The organism is Pseudoalteromonas sp. R3, from assembly GCF_004014715.1.
Taxonomy (GTDB): domain Bacteria; phylum Pseudomonadota; class Gammaproteobacteria; order Enterobacterales; family Alteromonadaceae; genus Pseudoalteromonas.
On the sequence record NZ_CP034834.1, the window covers coordinates 469273 to 494218 of the forward strand.

Below are 24946 nucleotides of genomic sequence, written 5' to 3' on the forward strand. Positions count from 1 at the left end.
TAAGCGCCAGTGCCTTTGCACAGTACATTGAAAGGAAACATTTCTACTGGCTTGTAAAGTTTGTTACCATGCGCCTCCTGTAACTCATCTGGTTGTAAGATGAGTAATGCCTCTATGTACAAGAAAAGATAACAGCTTCTTTATGAATGAACTTAAGCGATTAAATAAATACATCAGTGAAACCGGGTTTTGTAGCCGCAGAGAAGCAGATACGCTGATCAGCGACGGCCGGGTATCAGTAAACGGTCAGATCGCCGAGATGGGACTTAAGGTCGGTGATTCAGACACCATACTGATTGACAATAAACCGCTAAAATCTAAGCCAAAGCGGGTGTATATCGCTTATAACAAGCCAGTGGGTGTAACCTGTACAACAGAGCGCAAGATAAAAAGCAATATTGTCAGTGCAATCCAGTACCCTGAACGTATCTTCCCCATCGGCCGGTTAGACAGGCCTTCTGAGGGGTTGATCTTTTTGACCAACGAAGGCGATATCGTCAATAAAATACTTCGAGCTGGCAATAACCACGAAAAAGAGTACGTTGTGACAGTCGATAAGCCCGTTACCGAGGAGTTTATTCGTGGTATGCGTTCTGGCGTGCCAATTCTTGGCACCGTCACTAAAAAGTGTTTTGTTAAGAAAACCGCAGCGAAGCAGTTCACTATCGTGTTAACGCAGGGGCTTAATCGCCAAATTCGGCGCATGTGCGAGTACTTTGATTATGAAGTACAAACGCTTAAACGTGTGCGCATCATGAATGTCAACCTGAACGGATTACGCCCGGGACAGTGGCGTCACCTCAGTGAGTCGGAAATGGCTGAGATCAATGCGTCAATCGAAGGGTCATCGAAAACGGAAGAAGCATCCGTTGACGAGCAAAAGCGTGTAGCACGCCAATCAGGCAGATCAAGTCAAAGTCGAGATGAGTCAGCACCAAAACGTACTAAGGGTAAAGCAGGGGAGGCTAAAAAGCCTCATGGCTCAGACAGAAGTCGTTCTGAAAAGCCAAAAAATCGTTCAGGCGCCAATCCTCGCAGGAGAGTTAAAGGGACGTTGTCTTTGAAAAAATAAATGAGAAAGGGCCGTTTTACGGCCCTTTTGTTATTTCGGTGCTGTAACTTTAAAGAACAAACAATAAATCACAGGCAGAACTATCAAGGTCAGGACTGTCGCAAAGCCCAGACCAAACATGATGGTTACGGCCATCGATTTAAAGAACACATCGAACAACAGAGGGATCATACCCAAAATTGTGGTAACCGCGGCCATAGAGACTGGGCGTACACGGCTCACTCCGGAGTCGAATACCGCCTGATAGGGGTCTTTACCACTGTCTAATTCCAGGTTTATTTGATCCATTAGAACAATGCCGTTTTTGATCAACATACCAGACAGGCTTAGTAACCCCAGCAATGCCATAAAGCTGAAAGGCGCTTGAAAGATCACCAGCCCCGCTGTCACACCTATGATGGCAAGTGGCACGGTGCTCCAGATAACCAGGGGTTTACGTACAGAGTTGAATAGCAGCACAGTAATGATAAACATGGATAAATACCCTAAGGGGAGTGAACCGAAGATCGCTTTTTGTGCTTTGCTGGCAGACTCAAACTCACCACCCCACTGCATTTCATAACCTTGTGGTAGTTCAATGGCTTCAATGTCAGCACGAACCCGGGCAAACAGTTTAGCCGGCGTCTCATTGCCAATGACATCATGATCTGCCATGACGGTGATAGTCCGCTTGCGGTCGCGGCGCATTATCAAGCTGTCTTCCCAAACAACTTCGACGCCGTCAAGGATTTGGCCTAAAGGTACATAGACATTAAGCACCGGGCTGAATATCTGCAGGTCAACCAGGTTTTCGACATTGCGTCTTTCAATTTCCGGTACACGCGCGACAATTGGTAACATTTTGGTGCCATCGCGATACAGGCCGACTTTGTTGCCCGAAACACTGGTCAGCAATAGCTGATCGAGATCGGATTTACTGATCCCCAGGCGTCGTGCTTTTTGCTCATTAAATACAGGCTCCAGCACTTTAGAACGCTGACGCCAGTTATCACGAATGTTAAATGCTCCCAAATCTTGTGCCAACCGGTTTTTGGCCTGGTCTGCCAACTGACGCAGGACCACAGGATCTGGCCCAGAGAAACGGGCTTCAATTTTAGCATCCGTCGATGGACCAATTTCCATACGTTTGATTTTGAGTTTGCCGTCAAGTTCATTGTGAGTGGCAAAGTCCCTTACCTTCGCTATCATTGTCGCCACGGCATCCCGGTCGGTAACCCGAATGATTAACTGGCCATACGATGCATATTGCTTTTCCGGACTATAAGTTAGCATAAAGCGGGGCGCACCCTGACCGATAGTGGTGGTGATTTCCTCGACTAAGCTATCGTTCTGTAAAAACTGTTCTAGTTTTTTAAGGTTATCTGCTGTACTGCGAATATCAGCTCCCTGATAATGCCAGTAGTCGACATAAAACATAGGTGTGTTTGAAGCTGGGAAAAAGGACTGCTTAACCGATTTAAAACCAACCATTGCACATCCGAGTAGTGCAATCATAGCAACGACCGTCGTCCAACGAAATCGCAGGCAAGCTCTAAGCAGGGCTTTGTATGCCGTGAAGATCAAACCCTGATAGGGGTCTTCATTGTCGTTACCTTGTCGGATCTCTTCTTTGAATAATATGTTTGCAAAAAAAGGTGTGAGAGTAATGGCCGTTACCCAGCTGAGCAGCAAAGAAATGAGTAGCACCCAAAACAAAGAGCCGGCAAACTCACCACTGGCATCAGAGCTTAGCCCAATTGGCGCAAAAGCGGTGATGCCAATCACTGTGGCACCTAACAATGGCCATTTCGTTTGCTCAACGATATTGACTGCCGCTTTAATCTTAGTTTGTCCGCGTTTGAGGTTGATCAGTATCCCCTCTGTCACGACTATCGCATTGTCGACTAACATTCCGAGCGCGATGATCAGGGCTCCCAGAGAAATTCGTTGTAAGTCAATTGCAAACATTTTCATGAAGATGAATGTACCAAGTACTGTAAGCAGCAGGATACCACCAATCAAAATACCGCTTTTGACCCCCATGAAGATCAACAGCACGACAATAACAATTGCTACGGCTTCAAGCAGACTGATAATAAATCCGTTTACTGATTTTTCGACTTCATTGGGCTGGTTGTAAACTGTGTGGACTGACATGCCATGTGGACGTTGATACTCCAGTGAAGCAAGGTGCTTGTCTATGGCTTTTCCTACTTCTACGACATTGACGCCTGAGCTGAATGAGATACCGAGCAGCAAAGACTGATCGCGATTGTAGCGGGTGATATGCGTCGGAATTTCTGCATATTCGCGTCTGACTGTCGCCACATCACCCAGGTAAATCAGCTCCTTCGCGCCAGGTTTTGAAATCAGCAAGTCTTCGAGCTCAGAAACCTGATTAAATTCACCGGTAGGATGAATACGGATAGATTCGTCTCCGACGCGGATCCTGCCAGCATTTGACACACTGTTTTGTGTCTGGAGTAGAGAAAAAATACGGTTGTGTGATATCCCGAGCTGCGAGAGTTTCTGGCTGGATATTTCAACAGTAACCTGAGCCTGTTGCTCACCGGCTATGGTGACTTTACTGACGCCATCGACCAATACGAGTTCTCGCTTCAGGTAATCGACATATTCTTTGAGTTCTTCATAGGAGTAACCATCTCCAGTTACGGCGTACAGTACGCCATAAACATCTGCAAAGTCATCCATGATTTTTGGAGGGTAGACACCCGGTGGCAAATTCGGTTTTAAATCGTTTATTTTTCGCCTTAACTCATCCCAGATTTGCTTAAGATCTTCCTTTCGGTAGGTGCTTTTCATTTCTACCGTGATTTGAGACTGACCCGGCGAAGAAATAGACGTGACATAATCAACATAAGGCAGGCTTTGAATGGCGTTCTCTATCGGATATGTGACTTCTTCTTCAACCTGCTGTGGCGATGCGCCCGGATAAACGGTGATGACCATCGCTTTTTTAAGCGTAAACTCAGGGTCTTCCAGTTGCCCAAGGCCAAAATACGAGACTGTCCCTGCTAAGAGCAGCAGCAGTGCGAACATCGCACTGATGACTTTGTTTTCAATAGACCACTTGGCAAGACTCATATTACAGGCCTCGCTCTTTAGTCCATGGACGGACTTTCAGGCCATCGCTGAGGTGATGTACACCCGCAGAGACAATGATTTCGCCCGGTTGCAGGCCACTATTGATCTCGAAGCCCTGTTGACGTAACAAACCCACCTGGACGGCGCGTTTTGAAACAAGCTGAGTATCTGGATTATAGATCCAAACATAGTGATTGCCTTCAGCAGCCTGAGTTTGCTCAGAGAAAACAGCCTCGTTAGGCACGATGATGGCGGAAGTGCTTTGGTTGGTGATTTTACTCGGGTCAACATAGACATGTCCCGTCATACCTGCGAGTAGGTTGAAGTCTTCCGGGATGGGCAATGAAAACACGACTTTATAAGTGAGGGTGACGGGATCGGCTTGTGTGTCCCACTCTTTTATGTTCAGCAGATAAGATTTGTCCGGGTAGCCGTCAAAAATGACCGTCGGATGATAGTCTAGATCTTTGTTTACGCGGGCAACCAGTTTTTCTGGTACCTGGATAACCACATCCATACGGTCGCGAGTTTCAAGGCGCAATATATTTTGTTTGGCGACAATGTTCTCAAAGTTTTTCACAAATACTTTGGCAATCGTACCGTCAAATGGTGCTCTGAGTTCGCTGTTTTCCAGGTTAGTCTGAGCGATTTTAAAAGCAGATTCGGCAACCTGCTCATTTGCCAGAGCCTGATCGTATTCTGCTTTGCTGGCAATTGATTTCTTATACAAAGACTCAATTCGGTTCAGCTGTGCAACGGCCAGTTCAAATTGAGCTTTTCGTTGCTGATACTGTAGCTCAAAGTCCTCTGGGTCGAGCTTAGCCAGAAGCTGTCCTTTTTGCACCTCCTGACCGGCCAACACCGGAAACTCCATTAGCTCTCCATTGACTCTGAAAGCAAGATAAGAGCCCTGATTAGCGACAACCTCAGCCGGAAAGCTACGTAACTGGCTGGCCTGTGGATCAGATACTGTATGCAGTTTAACAGGGCGAATGACTTGACTGGTTGATGCCGGCTGTGTGGCTTCCTGACAGGCAGACAATAACAGCAAAGCGGGAAAAAAGAGTGCGAGTTTATTCACGAATATTACTCCCTCAGACTAAAATTTAGTGCAGGATAATGAATTTGGGCATAAAATAAAAATTATTAAAACTTTGGTTTAAAATAAATATTATTTATGAAGTTGGCAGACATTCAGGTACTCAATGCCGTGGCAAATGCACAAAGCCTGAGCGAGGCGGCAAAGCGATTGTATAAATCACAACCGGCGGTAACGCAAGCCTTAAAAAGGCTGTCCGATGAGCTGGGCTTTGCGTTGGTGACGCGAGAAGATTACCGGATAAGGCTCACAGAGCAGGGTAAACGCTTTCATCAACATGCGCAAAAGTTGTTAGAACATCATAATCACCTAAAAATTCTGGCGGATGAATTTTCTCAGGGTAATGAAGCAAAATTTCGCATTTGCTATGAACCCATGTGCCATCAGGAAACGTATAACGCCCAGATTAGTAGCACTTTTAAGCAATTTCCCTCAACTGAGTTGGTAATTTCCAGCGGCAGACGCTTTGTAGCCCTTGAGCAAGTGAATGCTGGCGCTGCTGATCTCGGGATAGGCCCATGGTTCGACCTGTTTCATGCCACCGGAGAGCTCGAGTCCGTTGCAATCGGAGAAACTAAGCTTGGTGTGGTTGCCAAACGAGGCCTGTTGCCTAAACGTATGTACTATGATGAATTGAGCCTCTACCCGTGTTTGGCAATGGTAGAAAGTGGGTTTGATTTTGACAGTGAGCGTCTGGCCTATTCCAGGGGATTACATGTGATGAAACTGGATGATGTCAGTACCATTAAACTATTCTTATCTCAGGGGGTTGGGTTTGCATTGACCAGCCTCAACACCTGTCGCCAGGAGTTGGAAAGTGGTGAGCTTGAGCGTATTGAGATCATAGACAGACAACATGAGTTCACAGCAGCAATACACGCATTTCGTCGTCATCAGAGTCATTATGGGCCGGTTGCCCGGCATTTGTGGCAACAGTTCACAGCATTAGGAGCGCAGTTTGCTAGAGGAAGCTAAAGAAGAATTCCGAGCTAAAGTCTTCACCCTGATTGGTGCCATTCCCCCCGGCAATGTCGCAACATACGGGCAAATTGCCGCTCTTGCCGGGGCACCCAGGCATGCGAGGGCAGTCGGCTACTTATTGAAGCATTTGCCTGCGGGGTCGAGTCTGCCCTGGTACAGAGTGATTAACAGTCAGGGAAAGATATCTTTTCCACCCGAGAGCGACAAATTCAGTGAACAGAGTGAGTTATTGCGCTCAGAGGGAGTGCAGGTACAAGGCGGTAAAGTTGCTTTACGCCGGTATCAGTGGTGCTAAATCTATCCGTCATTTTTTAAGTTATGGAGAGAGCAATGATAGAGCAAGCTTTTAACTTCAACAGCCCCATTAAAATAGGGATCAGCGCGTGTCTGGCAGGAGATAAAGTGCGTTTTGATTCCGGTCATAAACGCAGCAATTTTTGTATGGATGAACTGGCAGAGTACGTCGAATATGTACGTTTCTGTCCTGAAGTTGCCATCGGTTTACCTATCCCGAGAAAAACCATTCGTCAGGTGAGGGTAGAAGATGTGATTAAGGTTGGACCTGCACACAGCGACGAAGACTATGCCCCAGAGCTGGCAGAATACGGAAAGAAAGTATCAGATGAGCATGGCGCGCAGTTGTCTGGTTATATCTTTTGTGCCAAAAGCCCCAGTTGTGGTATGGAGCGGGTGAAAATCTACAATGAAGCCGAAACAGGTAATACCTCTGAAGGTATAGGGATTTTTGCTGAGCAAATCATGGCACGTAACCCTTTACTGCCTTGCGAAGAGAATGGTCGACTAAACGACATGCACCTGAGAGAAAATTTTGTGATGCGTGTCTATGTGTATAAAAGTTGGCAAGAGCTGGTGGCCAGTAACCCTGGGTTGCACGAACTAACCACTTTTCATGCCCGCCATAAGTATTTACTGATGAGTCATAATTATGAGGCTTACCGTGAACTTGGTCGGCTGTTGGCTGAAGGTAAGGGAACAGATCTGGACGAGCTTAGAGGTACTTACATTACAGGACTAATGGCAGCTTTATCGCGCCCCGCCAGACGTAAAGACCAGGCAAACACTTTGTCGCACTTACAGGGATATTTTAAGAAAGTGCTAGGCAAGGTTGAGAAACAGGAACTTTGCCGTGCAATCGATGATTATCGCATCGGACAGGTGCCTTTGCAGGTACCGCTAACTTTATTGCGTCACCACCTGATAATGCATCCAAACGACTACCTGATGCAACAGGTGTACTTCTATCCTTATCCTAATGAACTCAAGTTGAGGTATGCGATTTAATGTCTGCACTGTTTTGGTTTCGTCGCGATTTACGTATTTATGGCAATGAAGCGCTCATTGAGGCTGTGGAAAACGGGACCCGCGATGCACTTTTCTTTGTCTGTGAACAACAGTGGCAACAGCATAATGCCGCACCTTTGCAGGTTGATTTGCTCAAGAGGCGCGTAGTGTGGTTGGGACACAAACTGGCCGAGTTAGGTGTGCGTTTACATGTACTTGATGCAGGTAGCTTTGCCAAGGTACCAACACTGCTTGCCCAGTTTTGTCAGACCCATGAGGTTGATCAGGTTTATGCCAACCGTGAGTACGAAGTGAATGAGCAGGCCAGAGACTACGCCTGTCAGGACGCAGGGATACAATTGCTTCTTTTCGATGGCGACGTGATAGCGCCACCAGGTAGTGTTACAACAGCCAGCAATGAAATGTACAAAGTGTTTACGCCATTTAAAAAGGCATGGCTCAAACAGTACGAACAACAGCAGTTTTTTCTGCCCGGTTGGCCAGAACTCGACCTGACGCCAATAAAATGGGAAACCCCAGCGCTGCTGATGGGTGATGGCAGCTCAGATAAGTGGCCAGTTAATGATGATATTCTGGTGAAGGTTGTTCAGGCGTTTATTCAGGAAAAAATGACGGATTATAAAGAGCAAAGAGATTTTCCTAGTGTAAAAGGTACCTCCGGGTTAAGCCCTTATTTGGCTTTGGGCATGGTATCGGTTAAGCAATTATTAGCTGAAGTTCAGCTGCATTTTCCTGAACTGCTACAGATGACCAGTGCACCCGCATTCAGTTGGGTTAACGAGTTGATTTGGCGCGAGTTTTACCGGCACCTTATTTGCGCTTATCCGAAGTTGTGTAAAGGCTTTAATTTCAACGAAAAGTACAATGACGTCGGCTGGCGCCATGACGAAGCTCAATTTGGGGCCTGGTGCGAAGGAAAAACGGGTTATCCGATAGTGGATGCGGCAATGCGCCAGCTCAATCAGACCGGTTGGATGCATAATCGTTTGCGTATGATAGTGGCAAGCTTTTTAACTAAGCATCTGTTGATAGACTGGCGAAAAGGGGAGCATTACTTCATGAGTAAGCTGATTGATGGCGACCTGGCCAGTAATAACGGTGGCTGGCAATGGGCTGCCAGTACAGGGTGCGATGCTCAACCATATTTCCGGATTTTTAATCCCATCAGTCAAAGTGAAAAGTTCGATCCACAAGGTGATTTCATTCGTAAGTTTGTGCCTGAGCTGAGTGAGGTGCCCGCGAAGTCAATCCATTTCCCTCATGATTATTTGCAGGCATTTGGCATAGATGGTTACGTTGAGCCTATAGTGGAGCACAAAGCTGCAAGGGAAAGAGCTTTGGCCGCGTTTAAGGTATGAACGGCGACAGATATTTACTGTAAGCTCACAGGTGACGCGGGCTGAGGCGGGGTGTATGCAAAGTAATCAAAAAGTGCACGTTTTTGTGCCTGATATGTTTACACCCGCGTCAGATAAGGCCAAATAGCGTAAATATTTTAGTTAAAAGGGGATTTTAGGCTTGCACAAAGAAAAAAAATGGATAACCATAGAATCCGCTTCGGCAAATTATAAAAACATAGGAATTATACAATGAATAAAGCTCAACTAGTTGAAAAGATGGCGGCTGACGCTGAGATCTCAAAAGCTGCAGCGGCACGTGCGCTGGAAGCATTCACTGGTGCTGTAACTCAGTCTCTTAAAGATGGTAACTCAGTGGCACTGGTTGGTTTTGGCACTTTCTCTGTAAAAGAGCGTTCAGCGCGCACGGGTCGTAACCCTCAAACTGGCGCTGAAATCCAAATTCCAGCGGCGAATATCCCTTCTTTCAAAGCGGGTAAAGGTCTTAAAGATCAGGTTAACCCTTAAGAAACTGCCAGTACAGTTTTATCTTTATTAAAAAAGGGGCTTTCGCCCCTTTTTGTATTAAGCTCTTAGCGCTTTATCTCCTCGCCCAATACCTACGGTTCCGGAACGCACGATTTCAATAATATCGCTTTCATGCCTGAGCATATCCAGAAATGACTCTATCTTGTCACTGCTGCTTGCCAGTTGTACGGTATAACTGCGTTTGCCCATATCCAGTATGAGACCACCAAAGACGTCAGTTACACGTGTCACAGCGGCTCTGGTTTGCTCATTGCCAGCAAACACCTTCGCGAGCAATAGCTCCCGTTCGATATGAGCAGTTTCAGTGAGGTCAATGATTTTTAGCACGTCTACGAGTTTGTTTACCTGTTTAGTTATCTGCTCAACAACTCTGTCATCTCCATGTGTCGTTATGGTAATGCGAGAAAGTGTTTTATCGTCGGTTGTACCTACCGTTAAGCTGTCTATATTATATGCGCGCTGAGAAAATAATCCCACAATGCGCGACAAGGCGCCCGGTTCGTTTTCAAGTAAAATAGCCAATATTCTACGCATTATGCTTTTACTCCTTTTTTCAACCACATATCATCAATGGCCCCGAGCTTAATTTGCATGGGATACACGTGTTCATTTTCATCAACGCAAATATCCAGGAAAACAAGGCGGTCATTGATGGCAAAGGCCCGTGACAAAGCGTCGTCTAATTCATCGGCGTGATCAACACGGATACCTACATGTCCATAACTTTGAGCAAGGGCGACAAAATCGGGGAGAGACTCCATATACGAACTGGAATGGCGTCCTCCATACATCATATCTTGCCATTGCCGTACCATACCCAATGAGCGGTTATTGAGAGAGATAACTTTCACATTGAGTCCGTACTGAAGGCAGGTTGATAGCTCCTGAATGTTCATTTGTATAGACCCGTCACCGGTCACGCAGACAACATCCGCATTAGGGTAGGCAACTTTTACGCCCATCGCTGCGGGCAGACCAAAGCCCATAGTTCCCAGACCGCCGGAGTTAATCCATTGTCTGGGGTGCTTAAACGGGTAGTACTGGGCTGCAAACATTTGATGCTGGCCTACATCCGAGCATACATATGCTTCGCCCTGAGTAATTTGGTAAAGTTTCTCAATCACGGTTTGTGGTTTGATTTTTTCGCCTTGAGCATCGTACGATAAGCAACGCTGCTCTCGCCATGCTGTAATTTGCTGCCACCATGACTCTTGTGCTGCACGGTCAATACGTAATGCGCTTTTCTCTATTGAACTTTGCAGCTGTTCCAGCACTGTTTTCAGGCAACCAACAACAGGAATATGTGCCTGTATGGTTTTGGAAATTGAAGTCGGGTCTACATCGACGTGGACTATGGTTGCATCGGGACAGAACTTTTTGACATTATTTGTCACCCGATCATCAAACCTTGCGCCCAATGCCAGAATCACGTCTGCATTGGCCATTGCCTTGTTTGCTTCTAATGAGCCATGCATACCCAACATACCAACAAAGTTGGGGTGCTTACCACTGATCCCGCCCAGGCCCATCAAAGTGTTGGTGATCGGCGCGTTTAGCGTTTCAACCAGTTGAGTGAGCTGCTCTGAGGTATTTGAAAGAATAACCCCGCCACCGGAGTATACGACCAGCCGCTTAGCACCCAAAATGGCATCTACAGCTTTCTTTATTTGGCGAGAATGTCCTTTTGAGCTTGGGTTGTAAGTACGCATTTCAATACGTGCCGGCATCTCATAATCGAATTTAAGCTGCGGGTTGAGAATATCCTTTGGCAATTCGACAACAACGGGGCCAGGTCTGCCAGAATTTGCCAGGTAGAATGCTTTGGCCAGAACTGACGGGATTTTCTTTGCATCACGACAGTTAAAGCTATGTTTAACGATGGGGCGTGAGCAACCAACTATGTCAGTCTCTTGAAACGCGTCATCTCCAATCAAATTTGAAGGTACCTGACCCGACAGAACTACCATAGGAATGCTATCCATGTAGGCGGTTGCAATGCCCGTTATACAGTTTGTAGCGCCAGGACCAGATGTTGCAAGCACAACGCCGGTTTTTCCTGTACTTCTGGCATAGCCATCTGCCATGTGTGTAGCTGCCTGTTCATGTCTGACCAGGATATGTTCAACCTCATTTTGTGCAAACAGGGCATCGTAGAGATCCAGTACAGACCCACCCGGATATCCGAAAATATAGTCAACATCCAGTTCGGCCAGTGCTTTAACAACTAGCTCTGAGCCGTTAAATTGCTCATTCATTACCTCATTCCTCAGCAAAGTTTAAATTAAAGGCAAAAAAAAACCCCGCTAGTGCGGGGTCTGTGCAAACGTTAGCTCACAACGGCCCCGCCGGACTTACCACTAAGACCAGTACGAGTACCACAACTGTGAATAGAATAGTTTGCATCGTTAATTTCTGCGTAAAAAGTTTAATCTGATGTTCTTTATTTAAAGGGTAATCACCTGAGCTGTCAAGTTACAAAACGGTCTAATTGCATTAATGTGCCCATTTGGCGTTTTGAATATTGAAATATAGTATTTCATGGTGTTTTCTGTTCGGATTTGCGAATAAATCATGCGGATTTTAAGATTCATTGCGCACTTAGAATTATACTCAGCAACCTGTTACTATCCTTTTGACTATCGTATTGGGTATATTAGTATGAAATTCAGCCTTTTAGTTCTTCTGGTATTGCTTGCACAACCATTGCAAGCGTTACAAGTAGACCAACAGCAGCTTCGTTACTGGCTAGAAAAGCGAGCAGGTCGATCTCTTTCTGACTACGAGGCTAGTCAGCAAATTTCAGGTTACCTGTCAGGATTAGAAAGCTTTAATGTACGCGTGCCTTTCAATGGTAAACGGCCTTCAGGGTCTGCGTATTTACGTGGCTATCAGGGCGCATCAGGCGAACTTGTGAATAGTGCTAAAATACTGGCTATTCTGGTCGACTTTCCTGATTTACCACATGATGATAACCGCTTGGTACAGTCTGACTCTGATATGTTTTATCCAAGCTATCCCGTCAGTCATTACGAGCAACTGATATTTTCAGAGCAAGGGTTTAAAGCACCTGACGGGCAAGTACTCAATAGTGCAAATCAATACTATCAGTTGGCTTCCGGTGGCAGTTTTAGCCTGACGGGAGAGGTATATGGCTGGATAACGGTATCACAAAACGCACAATACTATGGGCAAAGAGTCGGTGTCAGCCGGGACATTAATGTTGCAACGCTAGTGAAGGAGGCGGTGGAGCTGGCAGTCAGCCGCTATGACATTAATCTGAGTGATTATGACCTTACCGATTTAAACGATATGGATGGTGACGGTATCATCAATGAGCCCGACGGGGTTGTGGATCATATTATGTTGTTTCATTCGAGTATTGGTGAGGAAGCAGGGGGGGGAGTCCTTGGCACAGATGCCATCTGGTCGCATCGCTTTGTGGTAGCTGACGATGGCTATACACCGGTAGCAATTGCCAACAGTGATGTACGCATACATAATTACACCGTTAACCCGATTGATGCGAGCATCGGTGTGGTGGTACACGAGTTCGGTCACGAGTTGGGTCTGCTTGACGAGTACGATTTGAGCAATGGTAATATCGGCGAACCGGTTGCAAACTGGTCTGTGATGTCTAACGGAAACTGGTTGGGTACTCTGCGAGGCTCACAACCCGTGTCTTTTTCTCCTCGTAATCTGGAAAGATTACAAGTAAAGCTAGGCGGAAACTGGATAAATCAGAACGAGTTGCAGCTCGCTCAGTTGACGCAGACGAGGCAGGTAGAGCTGAATCACATTGGTGAACACTCCGGAGAAACAGATCAACTTAAGGTGAATTTACCTGCCTCTCTTGAATACATCGGCGAGCCAATTAACGGTTTGTACCAATATTACTCCGGTCAGGGGAACGCTAAGATAAACCGCGCTAGCTTAGAGGTGACCTTACCTGACACGGGCGAACTTCGTCTTAGCGCTATGGCTCGATTTGATATTGAAGAAGATTATGACTTTTTTCAGGTAAAGGTCAATGAGCAGCCTCTTGCCGGTAACATGACGAAAAAGCAACATCCAATCTACCCTTCTGTTTCTAATTATATTGATGGTCATAGTGGTGCAAATGAAGGCGGTTCAAACGGAAGTAAGATTGTCGAATTAACATACCCACTTACAGAGTATGCAGGTCAGTCGGTTACAGTGGAGCTCCTATATCAAACAGATAACGTTGAATATGGTTTTGGTGTTTTGCTGGATGATATCACTTTATATGCAGGAGAGAATGTACTCTCTGTAATTGATGCAGAATCTCCTGAGCAACTTAGCCTGGCTGGTTTTAGCAGAATAGCCAAATACAGGAAAGGGCTTGGGCAAGCATACTACATACAACTTAGGTCTCATCTTGGCATAGACGCGGGATTAAAAGGCGCTAGTTATGCACCCGGTGTGCTAGTTTGGTACGGCAATGAGAATGTTGAAAATAATTCAGTGTCTTTACACCCGGGCAAAGGGAAAATACTGGTAGTCGATACTGATCAGCTTATTATTCCAGGCGCAAATGGCGTGACGCCGGCTGCAACACGGATCCAATTGCGAGACGCGGCAATGAGAGTACAAGACCAACCTGCAGGTCTTGGCGATAATCGGTTACAAGCTGTGTCACTGTTCAAAGATAGTCAGGACTATAGTCACCCTCAGCAACCTCTGTCCGGGGTTATATTGCCAGATAACGGACTGTCGATTGAAGTACTCAGTGTCAGCGAAGATTATCGAAATGCCCAACTTCAGGTATCTGTAGATACAACGCCAAAAATCCAGGTAAAAGTGAATGGTCTGAGTGTCGGCTTTTCCGTTTCAGGTATGGTCCTCAATACGACCGATACCTTTGAATGGCAATTTGGAGATGGTAGCCGCAGTGGGCTGCTTGAACCAGAACACCAGTATCAGGGCCAGGGGGTGTATAAAGTAATGTTTACACGAACCAATGAAACAGGCGAAACTCAGTCGATTGAGCAACAAGTGGTGGTCACAGCACCACTCATGTTGATTGGTACGAATGTCGCTATCGATAAGGGCAATCTGGATGCCAGCGTTGAGTTTCAGGGAGGGGCTAATCCTGTCACTGCAATTTGGCAGCTTGGTGATGGTGCGGTAATGGAAGGTTATGATATTAAACATCAATATCGCTTGTCTGGTCGTTACTTAATTGTAGTAACATTGGAAGACGCTAATGGCAGCAAGGTAAGCAAATCGATAGAAAAGAGCATTGTGGTGCCACTGAGCGGAGCAATTGATGTAGTAAAAAATGGGTTAACGGTAGACTTTGCACTAAGCGCAGTAGGTGGATCAGGAAATTATGAAATTAGCTGGGCTTTTGGTGATGGTCAAACAGGGAGTGGCGCATCTGTAAGCCATAGTTATCAGAGTGCAGGTAACTACCAGGTGTCAGCAACCGCAGTAGATCTGAGCGATAAACAGCAAGTGGTGATTTCTGCGGAAGTCACACTCGTTGAGACAACCACACAAGAACAGGGGGGGGCTGCGGGAGGCTTGTTTGCATTGAGTATTCTGATGTTTACAATGACAGTGGTAAGAAAACGCCCTGCATAGGCAGGGCGTTGAATTACTTAGAGCTTTGCTATTTACAGGCGCTCGATAACTGCTTGTGTGAAGTCAGTTGTACCGTGGTTGCCACCCAGATCGCGTGTTGTACGGTCACCAGATTTGATAACGTCAGCAACTGCATTGCGGATCTTATCAGCAGTCTCACCCATATCCAGATATTCAAGCATTTGAATAGACGCCAGGATGACAGAAGTCGGGTTTGCCAGGTTTTTACCCGCGATATCTGGAGCACTACCGTGTACAGCTTCAAAAATAGCAGCGTTTTCACCGATGTTTGCGCCTGGAGCCATGCCCAGTCCACCCACCAGACCAGCACACAGGTCAGAAATAATGTCACCAAACAGGTTAGTAGTGACAACAACATCGAATTCTTCTGGTGTCATAACCAGTTTCATGCAAGTTGCATCGACGATCATTTCAGCTGATTCAATTTCAGGATAACGTTCACCAACTTCACGTGCCACTTTCAGGAATAGGCCAGAAGTAGATTTAAGGATGTTAGCTTTATGAACCGCAGTTACCTTTTTACGGCCTTCACGCTGGGCTAGTTCGTACGCAAAGGTAACGATTTTTTCTGCGCCTTCACGCGTGATTTTAGACATTGCTTCAGCTTCGCTACCGTCTTCAGAGACAACCTGACCCAGGCCAGAGTACATACCCTGTGTGTTCTCACGCACTGTGATGATATCAATGTCGTCGTAACGTGCTTTAGTGCCTTCGAAAGACTTAACTGGACGAACGTTTGCATATAAGCCGAAGTGCTTACGCAATGTTACGTTAATTGAGGTAAAGCCTTCACCAACAGGGGTCGTAAGTGGGCCTTTAAGAGTAATTTTGTTGCGTTCAATGGCTTCCAACGTTTCAGGAGGCAGTAGCTCACCGGTTTTTTCCAGTGCAGCTAGTCCCGCGTCAACGTACTCATAATCGAATTCACAACCAGCAGCATTCAAGATTTCAATTGCTGAGTCGATGATGCTTGGACCGATGCCGTCGCCACGGATCACCGTGATAGTTTGCTTAGCCATTTATGTTTCCTTTATCAAAAGTAAATTTACATCTAAGAACAGATCTAACTAGTGTAGTTGACCTTTTCTGTGATGTTAGATCGCTTGAAAATTTAAGCGCGTTTTATAGCAATTTATTCATTTATATTCCAGTAAGGAATGAATAAAAGGCATAAATTCAGTGAATACCCGAAATGCATGTTATTTATCGGGTAAATATCAGTCAATTAAATTGTATAAGCCGATCGACTGAAGGTGTGTCATCAGGGTGTCAAGATTGGTCCAGTCATGCAACCTGGCTTGTTCTTCCAACACCTGTCTTTGCCAGGCTGAGGTTTTGAAATTTGAGTCGCAGATCAACAAGGTTAATATCTTAACAGCAGTAAAGGTCAGCGCCAGGCCTGATAATTTTGATTTACGAGATAATTCAGACTGTTCAAACGCGCGGTGGGCTTCACTGGATGCAAAATGGTTATGAAAGTAATGTTTGAATTCCTCTTCACTGAATGCCCCAAAGCCAAATAACTGTGCCAATGAAACAGGGTGAGTACTATCAGTTGAATCGAGTGCAAAGGGAAATCGTTTTATGTCTACACTGTGTCGCTTGAGCATAAATGCGACAGCGGCACTAACCGGAGAGAGGATGTTCTCATAATGATGGCCATAATTTTGTTGTACAAGTGCAGCCAGTACCTGAGCAAATAATTGATACTTGTGCCAAATATCTTTAGCAAAAGGGTGCTTAAGTTGCACTATTAATTGCTCCACCAATACCCGCTGGCAGAGTAAGGCCGCAGCGTCCAGGCCCACCATAGTGAGACAATGTCTTAGGTTTGCGCCTTTTTGCGCTTCTCGGTTGTAGAGTCTTGCCGCTTGCGCTAAAGCAGTTTCAATTTCTGGAAATGGGGCGATTGTTTTTTCGATAGCTCTGAAACTACCAAAGTTTGCGCCCCCAAGCTGTTCTACCACATGCAGCGCTTCGGTCATCTGATCTGATGATGTAGCCAGCGGCTGGGGCGGGATACGTGACCATACTCGATAAAGTAGCTGTGAGTCGGACGCTTTTAACATATGGTAGCGTTGCTGGTAACGCCTCTGCGTTTTGATCAGGCGGGTGATTTTGCCTGACTGCATAATCGCAAGTATTGCATGGTTCTCTTCCTCACAAAGCAAAAGTGCCTGATGATCCGGATGGCGTTGCACAGCACCTGCCGGATAAGCATCAAGTTGCCTGGCAAGTAGCTGCAAACTGGTTTGCAAAAAAGTGTGGGTATTATTCAGATACAGTTGCTTAATAACAGCTGGCAGGGAAGCTCGCTGACTCTTTTTCATCAATGCAACAGATATCTGGGTCGCAATCGCTACGAGTAATGTAACATTGTCATACAAAGGTGTGGCGCGCTTGCGACTGATAGACAGCTCATAGCTAGATAGCCTTGCGAGGATCCGGGTTACCTGAGGAGACTGTATTTGTCCGGCACTGAGTACTTTAACCGCCAGTTGATGGCGCAGCCTGAGTTTTTTCGATTCGATATTTGATAACGGCTTATCAGAGGCGACCTTGTCATATTCGCGACTGGCGCACAATACACTGGCAAAGCTTGCGACCAAAAGTTCATGGATCATGTGCTCTGTATAACCATGGGCATAGCCAAGCATACACAGCAATATTGACTGCTTAACGAGTACGTTAGTTGAATGTCTGTATGGGGTTGCGACAAAGTGCAAATGGGCGTGCAAGGCATTCGGTGCCTGGCGGTATAAACAGGTGTATTGCTCTGCGAGCTGTGCTAGCGTGACATCAATTTTGGGCCAGCTTTGCTTGTCGTAATACAAGGACAATACTGACTCAGACTGAGTCAGGAGTTTATGCAGCTGTCTTGCGATATCCTCATTGACAGTCATTAAAAAGCCTTGTCGTACGCCACAATTGCGCCAGCTCCCCAAAGTGTAAGCTGACCGTTCTCAAACAGTAATCCGGTACATTCATCTTGCGTGGTGATCCCATCCGGTTTGACTAGTTGTGTTCTGTAAAAGACGATTTGCAGGACGCGATCATCCTGAGACTTAACATAGGTCAGATCAGGGCTGCCAAGTGTTTCTAAAACTTCATCTAGCTCGACAGCCATGTCGGGCTTGAGCTTGCTGATATAACGTTTGTTAAAGGCTTCTCTGTCTTGCCAGATCATGGCCTGAGGATCATCTTTATAGAAATTAATGACCAGATACACTATGACCCCATATACAGCAAGGCCAAGAAAAACGTATTGTAAAACCTTTTTAATCATTGAAATGCACCAAAAACTCCCAAAGCTAGCGTAACGGAAGCGCTTAACCGGAACAAGCTATTTGCGCTCAATCACTCTCAGCTGACTTAAATTAAAGCCAAGATTGATGTCAGTTTGTAGTGAAACGAGTGTTTTACTTAAAATAAAGTCATCCAGGCCTTGTTCTAGCTTGCGCCGAGTTGTTGCAGAGAGGCTCGATGCATTTAAGGCTTGTTCAACATCACCAAACTCTTTAAGCAGGTCTATGGCGGTTTTTTTCCCGATGCCTTTAACACCCGGGATATCATTGGTTTTATCGCCCATCAGTGCCCATAACTCCGTGAGTGAATGATAGGGGACTAAAAATTTCTCCAAAATTTGTTGGTGACCCATATAGGACTGGGAAAAGTAGTTATAAACAGCTATCTTTTCTGAGCATAAAGGTAAAAAACCTTTGTCTGTCGACACAATTACTGAAGGCACCTGGTTGTGGCTTGCTTTGCTTGCCAGCGTGGCAATAACATCATCAGCCTCATCTTGCTCCGGGAAAAATGTGGTAATACCGCACGTTTTAAACCCTTCGGCAATCAGGGAGAGGTTTTGCTTGAGTGACTCAGGCATAGGCTTTCTGCTGTGTTTATAATTTGCGTAATAATGATAACGCCAGCTACGTTCGCCATCGAAGACGGCAATTGCATGGGTTGGCTCAACGCGCCGAAGTATTTTTGTGCAGGCATTACTCACTCGAACTTTACATGATTGCATGACTTGTTGTTCACTCACCCCTTGTTGGTCAACGTCAATTGCATAAATTCGCCTGATAAGATTAAGTGCATCAATAAGAAGTAATTTTGCCATGTGTGAATTAGGGGGATTTCTTAGCTGTTAAAAAAGACGGGGTAAGGCATTTGCCTTACCCTGATATTATGATTTTATTTCGTAGCAGGGTACATAAGTGCTGCCGGGCAGCTTCATTCTGCCTTGTGCTACAAAAGCATGTAGTAGCTTGTCCATATCACTCATTAAAGACGCGTCGCCGCTCAGGGTATAAGGTCCTTTTTGTTTGATGGCTGTTATCCCTTGTTCTTTAACATTACCTGCAACTATACCTGAAAACGCTCTGCGTAGGTTGGCCGCCAGATTTTGCTTAGGTTGAGCTAAGTGTAAATCTAATCCCGCCATCTTCTCGTGAGTGGGTTCGAACGGTTGTTGGAACTGATCTTCAATCTTCAGTGTCCAGTTAAAGTAATAGGCATCGCCTTGAGCCTTGCGATATTCTCTTACCTGCTCCATCCCTTTGCGTAATCTCTGCGCAACTAGCTCAGGTTGATCAACCAGTACCTCAAATTTGCTCAGGGCTTCTTTGCCCAGCGTCTTTTCTACAAAGTCACAGAGTTCGTCAAAATAAGCCTTTGCAGAGCTTGGGCCGGTCAAAATAACGGGCAGCTGCTGTTTGGCATTGTCTGGGTGGAGCAAGATACCAAGTAAATAAAGTAGCTCTTCAGCTGTGCCTGCGCCGCCAGGAAAAATGATGATGGCGTGTGCGGTTCTTACAAACGCTTCGAGGCGTTTTTCTATATCCGGTAGGATCACAAGTTCGTTGACTATAGGATTGGGCGGTTCAGCAGCAATAATGCTGGGTTCAGTCAGACCGAGGTAACGGTTACTCGTTATTCGCTGCTTAGCATGGCCAATGGTAGCACCTTTCATTGGGCCTTTCATCGCGCCCGGGCCACACCCTGTGCAGATATTCAGGCCCCTGAGCCCAAGCTGATAACCGACTTCTTTAGTGTATTTATATTCTTCTTCATTGATAGAGTGACCGCCCCAGCAAACCACCATATTTGGGTCTGTGTTCACTTCGAGTGCACCTGCATTTCGCAACATATCAAAGACCATGTGCGTAATGGCCCTGGGATCTTTAATTTGTTCCTCGTGACGTTGGCAGATGAACAAAATATCTCTTATCACGGAAAAAATATGTTCGTGGATCCCAGCAATAATTTGGCCGTCTACAAAAGCGGATTCGGGTGGGTTTGTCAGCTCTATTTTTATGCCACGCTCGCGAGCAATTAGCTTAATATCAAAGTCTTGATACTTATTATAAATCTCGTAGCTAGAGTCTGTATGACTGCCTACATTAAGTACTGCTAAAACACAATTTCTGAATAACCGATATCGCTCAATCGTTGAGGATTGTTGGAGTAGGTCGACTTCCAGTTTAGAGAGTAGGTTAAGTACACCTGTTGGGTTCAACTGTACATGCATAGGCAGTCTCCTTGTTAATCACGTAAGCAAAGTTTATCTCTGCCGCTGTTTTTGGCTTCATACAGAGCTTCGTCGGCACGATCAAAGGCGGTCAACTTGGAGTCGCCTTCTTTGAGCTGCGTTGCTCCTAATGAGATAGTGATCCGCACTTCTTTGTCTTTGAAGCGAAACGGAATTGATTTAACCGTTGCACGAATTTTTTCCAGCGGTGCATAGGCTGCTTCTATCGGCATACCTGGCATTAGAATGACGAATTCTTCACCGCCATATCGTGCGATAAAATCAGATTTACGAATGGACTTTTTCAGTGCTCGAGCTATCACTTGAAGTGTTTTGTCTCCTGCACTGTGACCATATTTATCATTGATAGATTTAAAATGGTCCACATCGACAACGACCAAAGTAACGTCGTTGCCTTGTATTTCAAACAAATGGAATTCCTGACTATATCTGTCGTCAAAGGCTGATCTGTTGGGCAATTTGGTTAAACCATCCAGAAGGCTCTTAAACCTCTGCTCATTCAGCCGTTTTTTGTAGGTGTTTACCTTATTTTCCAGCACATTGATACGACTGTTGATTGCATCAAAGCTCTCAAGCAGGGCCTCTTTATCTCGGCGCTCAATGTTTTCACGCTCTACTAGATCTTTACTTATTTGCGCAAGTTCATCGTCTACTAGCCCTTTAAGTTCGGCAATTGAGGATGCTTTTTGGGTGTTTTCCGTTAGCCTTTTTATTTTAGACTCGATACGTTCATTTAGTGCATTGAGCTCTTTGTTGATAGACTTAGAGTGGCTTGTGGTATCTAAGATTGATTTGTGCAACTCTTCAAGAGTTTGGTTTAAAGATACCAAAAAACCCTGAGCTGACTGCCTTTCCCGAGCAATCGACTTTGCAAAGATACGAATAACAGCGATCGCATTTTCAAGTAATGAGTCAATATTTGAATCGGTCGAGATACTGTGTTTGATCGCTTTAACTTCGTCCGCAACATCATCTTCGAAAACAAGTTCGTTGGTCAGGCCAAGTAATTCTGTCGCTAACTCTGGGTTGTTCTGTTGCGTCGAGGTGTCAATATCATATTTGGCATCAAAGACCTGTAGATAAAACTGTAAAAGTTTATCAAGCAAAGGGACAAACTCAGGAATTGCATCAATGTCACCCAATTCATTATCGAGTAAATTACGTAATTTGCGACGGGTATCTTCTGGCACACCACGTAGCCTTTGTAACTGTTTACCCGCGCTCTGAATATGCGTCACGAGATTGCGGTGATTCGCAGAGTTGGTGCTATCTAGCTGTTTTAATTGAACGCTGGTATTTTCTATTAAAGGGGCAAGGTGCTCAAAGTCCATACCCTTTGCAAGTGCACTACGATACTTTGCCAACAGGTTGTCCAAAGACACATCTTGTCCTTTGCAGCCTAGGGTAAGTTTTGCAGCAAACTCCGACAGGGTATCCACCTGCTGTTTTCTCGCTTCTTCCAGCGCTTTTCTTGCTTCAATTGCTTGTGATAGTTTTTTCTCTAATCGCGCAGTATTATCAGTCACAGAAACCTAACATCTTTATTTTTTCCTACTCATTAGCAAGTCTACATCAAATTACTGATTAATGTGGAAGATTTTAGGTCGTAGATCTACCTATTTTGACCGTTGACTCGTCGTGTTTGGTGGTACTGACTCAGACTTTTTTGTTAGCTTAGGCCCATATTTGCAATTTTACTGACCGATTATGAAAAAATTCTGTTCCCTGCTCATAGCTTTGAGTGCTTTCCCTGCGTTTGCAGATGTTGAATATACCCTGACTATCACAGAACCAGAACACCACCTTGGCGAAGTTGAAATTACCTTTCCAAAGAGTGCCCAGGCGCACATGGATATCAAACTCGCTGACTGGCGAACCGGACGTTATGAAATTCTTAATCTTGCAAACGGGATCCGCGCATTCGATGCGGTCGATGCGAATGGGCAAGAACTTGAGTGGCACAAAGTAGATAAAAGCACTTGGCGTGTTCATCTTGATAGTCCTACTGAGGTGACAGTGAACTATCAGGTATACGCAAATGAACTCGGCCTCAGAGCGAGGCATATTGATGATAGCCATGCTTTTGTTGATGCCTCGGGCTTTTTCATGTTCAGCGAATCATTTCGTAGCGAGCCGGTTCTAGTTCAAATGAAGGTACCTGAGCAGTGGCGTTCCGTCTCAGGTATGGAATTCGCGGGGAACAAACATCGTTTCTCCGCGGCTAACTTTGATGTTCTGGTTGATTCTCCAATCGAGTCGGGGATTAATCAACTTCACACGTTTCATGTTGATGGCCGGGACTATGAATTGGTGATTTGGGGTGAAGGTAACTATGACGTTGACCTGATGCTCAGCGACCTGAAGAAGCTAGTTCAAACGGGTAGTTTGATCTGGCAGGATTATCCTTACGAGCGCTACGTTTTTATGGTTCACGCAACCAGTGGTGCCAGAGGCGCTACGGAGCATCTGAATTCAACCATCATTCAGCGCCACAGAGATGCCTTTGCTAAACGTGATGATTACATCGGTTTTATATCAACCGCAGCCCATGAATTTATCCACACCTGGAACGTAAAAAATTACCGTCCAGCCGGGCTTGTGCCTTATGACTATGTCAATCCAAATTACACCGACTTACTTTGGCTATCTGAGGGGTCAACCAGTTACCTCGAAGACTTTTTGCTGCTAAGCGCAGGGATCATAACGCATGAGGAGTATTATAAAGGCCTGACTAAGCGTTTAAATCGACACCTAAATACGCCTGGCAGAGAAATACAGAGCGTGGCGCACACCAGCTTTGATAAGTGGATTAATCAAGGCGGCGACCATGGCAAGAATTTTAGTACCAATATCTACTCAGAGGGCGCTTTAGTTTCCATGATGCTGGATATTAAGCTGCTCGATGACAGTAATGGTAAGGTGAGCTATCGTGATGTTCACCGTTTACTGGCGCAACGCCATAGCCTGCCTGTGTCGTTTAATAGTCAGGACGTATTAAAGATCCTTAACGAAATCAGTGGTCAGGATTACACTCAGTGGTGGGCGCAGAATGTAGATAAGCCCTTTATTTTGGATGCTGATACTTTACTGGAAAAAGTCGGGCTGAGCTATGACTATCCCTCTGGTAGTGAGGTTGTCGCTGGTTTTGACGGACAGGCAACCGCAACAGGAGAAGTGTTGGTGCTTAATCATGTCGCGCGCAATGGCAACGCATGGCAGGGCGGATTAACCAGTGGTGATAAGCTGGTGGCATTCAACAGACACCATGTCCGTGACTCCATGGAAAAGACGCTGTCGCTATTTAAGCCAGGACAGCAGGTTACTATTGACTTTATACGTCGAGACAAACTCATGTCGACAGAGATCACATTAGGTGAAGTACAATCTAAACCAAAGCAAATAAGCGCAATTGCGTTGCCAACACAAAGACAACAGCGTTTATATCAGGCCTGGATGGGAGTGGCGCACCCGAACGCACCGCAATCTTAGCAGAAATAAAAAAGGGAGCATGAGCTCCCTTTTTTAAAAAATCGATCAAGTTACATAATGCGCGAGAAGAAGCGAGACTTCTTGGTACTTGAGCGGTTACGGCGCATAGAAGAGCGGATTTGGGAGCGCGTGCCCGCTAACCAACTTTCACGGTCGACTTTAGCGGCATCACCGCGACGTGCTTCTTCGGTTGCCCGAAATCCACAGAATTGGCGGTAAGCGCTCAGATCCAGAGAAAGTTCTTGCAGTACCAGCTCAATCATAATCGCGTCATCGATGTAACCAAGCACAGGGACGTTATCTGGTACTATGTCTTCAGGCTCACTGAAATAGGCCAGAGATAACATAATTTCGCGCTTTTCATCTTCGGGCATTTGCCATTCTTCATCTTGCACCGCATCGATAAGCGCAGCAAGTGACATCATGCGGGTACGTACAAACTCAGGTAAGTTAGACTTCTCCATGTTGTTGACCAGCTCTTTGGCTTTGCTGATGATCTCTTCGTCGCTTAAACCTTGGCTCTTTTCGATGGTCGCATTCATCATGCTACGAAAATGCGCCAGATCGGCATCGGATAATTCAAAGTTGATTTCAATTGACACTGGATTCTCCCTGAGGATTTTAATTTTTTATTGTGATGTCTGAAGTTAGGTGGTTATAAGCTGGTTGTCAAACTCACTCTAACGACTAACAACACTATGCCACTTTAGGTACTATTAATTAAGAGCTGAGTAAAGATTTATTAAAGAATGGCGTGTGTTTGTTGTCAAATTAGACAAAACCTGGGCAGATGATCGCCATCAGGTTCAGGCTTCGTTATTCCGTGACTTCTA

At 45.6% G+C, this 24946-nt stretch carries 19 protein-coding genes; 8 read left to right on the forward strand and 11 right to left on the reverse strand.

Annotation, left to right across the window (positions count from 1 at the left end; genetic code table 11):
• Nucleotides 1-142: 142 nt before the first annotated feature.
• Complete coding sequence (gene rluF / locus ELR70_RS01635) at nt 143-1072, forward strand: 23S rRNA pseudouridine(2604) synthase RluF (protein WP_054016662.1); 930 nt, start codon at nt 143-145, stop codon at nt 1070-1072.
• A gap of 30 nt (nt 1073-1102) precedes the next feature.
• Here rluF and ELR70_RS01640 read toward each other — a convergent pair whose 3' ends face one another.
• Entirely contained in the window at nt 1103-4156 is a 3054-nt protein-coding gene (locus ELR70_RS01640) for an efflux RND transporter permease subunit (RefSeq protein ID WP_054016661.1), read from the reverse strand.
• Nucleotide 4157: 1 nt separating this feature from the next.
• Entirely contained in the window at nt 4158-5207 is a 1050-nt protein-coding gene (locus ELR70_RS01645) for an efflux RND transporter periplasmic adaptor subunit (protein WP_235577131.1), read from the reverse strand.
• Between the two features lie 126 nt (nt 5208-5333).
• On the opposite strand from ELR70_RS01645, the gene ELR70_RS01650 reads away from it, so the two are divergent.
• From ELR70_RS01650 to ELR70_RS01670, 5 genes are all read left to right on the forward strand, one after another.
• Entirely contained in the window at nt 5334-6230 is an 897-nt protein-coding gene (locus ELR70_RS01650) for a LysR family transcriptional regulator (protein ID WP_054016659.1), read from the forward strand.
• Entirely contained in the window at nt 6214-6531 is a 318-nt protein-coding gene (locus ELR70_RS01655; RefSeq protein ID WP_054016658.1) for an MGMT family protein, read from the forward strand. The genes ELR70_RS01650 and ELR70_RS01655 overlap by 17 nt, the downstream gene beginning before the upstream one ends.
• 35 nt (nt 6532-6566) lie before the next feature.
• Nucleotides 6567-7538 carry a DUF523 and DUF1722 domain-containing protein gene (locus ELR70_RS01660; RefSeq protein ID WP_054016657.1) on the forward strand — a complete coding sequence of 324 codons (972 nt, stop codon included), beginning with the start codon at nt 6567-6569 and terminating at the stop codon, nt 7536-7538.
• A complete protein-coding gene (gene phrB / locus ELR70_RS01665) occupies nt 7538-8917 on the forward strand; it encodes a deoxyribodipyrimidine photo-lyase (RefSeq protein ID WP_054016656.1) in 1380 nt (459 codons plus the stop codon). Before ELR70_RS01660 ends, phrB begins: the two co-directional genes overlap by 1 nt.
• A gap of 231 nt (nt 8918-9148) precedes the next feature.
• The gene (locus ELR70_RS01670; protein WP_054016655.1) at nt 9149-9424 is read left to right on the forward strand and encodes an HU family DNA-binding protein; all 276 of its coding nucleotides are present in this window, start codon (nt 9149-9151) and stop codon (nt 9422-9424) included.
• A 57-nt stretch (nt 9425-9481) separates the two neighbouring features.
• On the opposite strand, the gene ilvN is transcribed toward ELR70_RS01670, so the two are convergent.
• Both ilvN and ELR70_RS01680 read right to left on the reverse strand, forming a co-directional pair.
• A complete protein-coding gene (gene ilvN, locus ELR70_RS01675; protein WP_054016654.1) occupies nt 9482-9979 on the reverse strand; it encodes an acetolactate synthase small subunit in 498 nt (165 codons plus the stop codon).
• Nucleotides 9979-11700 carry an acetolactate synthase 3 large subunit gene (locus ELR70_RS01680; protein ID WP_054016653.1) on the reverse strand — a complete coding sequence of 574 codons (1722 nt, stop codon included), beginning with the start codon at nt 11698-11700 and terminating at the stop codon, nt 9979-9981. Before ELR70_RS01680 ends, ilvN begins: the two co-directional genes overlap by 1 nt.
• A gap of 403 nt (nt 11701-12103) precedes the next feature.
• Here ELR70_RS01680 and ELR70_RS01685 point away from each other — a divergent pair, with 403 nt between their 5' ends.
• Complete coding sequence (locus ELR70_RS01685; RefSeq protein ID WP_160317412.1) at nt 12104-15049, forward strand: immune inhibitor A domain-containing protein; 2946 nt, start codon at nt 12104-12106, stop codon at nt 15047-15049.
• 32 nt (nt 15050-15081) lie between these two features.
• On the opposite strand, the gene ELR70_RS01690 is transcribed toward ELR70_RS01685, so the two are convergent.
• The 6 genes from ELR70_RS01690 to ELR70_RS01715 all read right to left on the reverse strand — a co-directional run bounded on the left by ELR70_RS01690 (nt 15082) and on the right by ELR70_RS01715 (nt 22150).
• Nucleotides 15082-16089, reverse strand: a complete 1008-nt coding sequence (locus tag ELR70_RS01690) for an isocitrate dehydrogenase (RefSeq protein WP_054016651.1) — start codon at nt 16087-16089, stop codon at nt 15082-15084.
• A gap of 198 nt (nt 16090-16287) precedes the next feature.
• Entirely contained in the window at nt 16288-17973 is a 1686-nt protein-coding gene (locus ELR70_RS01695; protein ID WP_054016650.1) for a hypothetical protein, read from the reverse strand.
• Nucleotides 17973-18356, reverse strand: coding sequence for a DUF3192 domain-containing protein (locus tag ELR70_RS01700; RefSeq protein ID WP_054016649.1), 384 nt, complete (start codon nt 18354-18356; stop codon nt 17973-17975). The genes ELR70_RS01695 and ELR70_RS01700 overlap by 1 nt, the downstream gene beginning before the upstream one ends.
• 57 nt (nt 18357-18413) lie before the next feature.
• On the reverse strand, nt 18414-19193 hold the full coding sequence (gene xni / locus ELR70_RS01705; RefSeq protein ID WP_054016648.1) for a flap endonuclease Xni: 780 nt from the start codon (nt 19191-19193) through the stop codon (nt 18414-18416).
• A gap of 66 nt (nt 19194-19259) precedes the next feature.
• A complete protein-coding gene (gene ppnN / locus ELR70_RS01710) occupies nt 19260-20603 on the reverse strand; it encodes a nucleotide 5'-monophosphate nucleosidase PpnN (RefSeq protein WP_054016647.1) in 1344 nt (447 codons plus the stop codon).
• A 14-nt stretch (nt 20604-20617) separates the two neighbouring features.
• The gene (locus ELR70_RS01715; RefSeq protein WP_054016646.1) at nt 20618-22150 is read right to left on the reverse strand and encodes a GGDEF domain-containing protein; all 1533 of its coding nucleotides are present in this window, start codon (nt 22148-22150) and stop codon (nt 20618-20620) included.
• Between the two features lie 181 nt (nt 22151-22331).
• On the opposite strand from ELR70_RS01715, the gene ELR70_RS01720 reads away from it, so the two are divergent.
• Nucleotides 22332-24113: a PDZ domain-containing protein gene (locus ELR70_RS01720; RefSeq protein ID WP_054016645.1), complete on the forward strand. Its 1782-nt coding sequence runs from the start codon at nt 22332-22334 to the stop codon at nt 24111-24113.
• Nucleotides 24114-24163: 50 nt separating this feature from the next.
• Here the strand turns inward: ELR70_RS01720 and ELR70_RS01725 are convergent, their stop codons facing one another.
• Nucleotides 24164-24715, reverse strand: coding sequence for a YkvA family protein (locus ELR70_RS01725; RefSeq protein WP_054016644.1), 552 nt, complete (start codon nt 24713-24715; stop codon nt 24164-24166).
• Between the last annotated feature and the right edge of the window lie 231 nt (nt 24716-24946).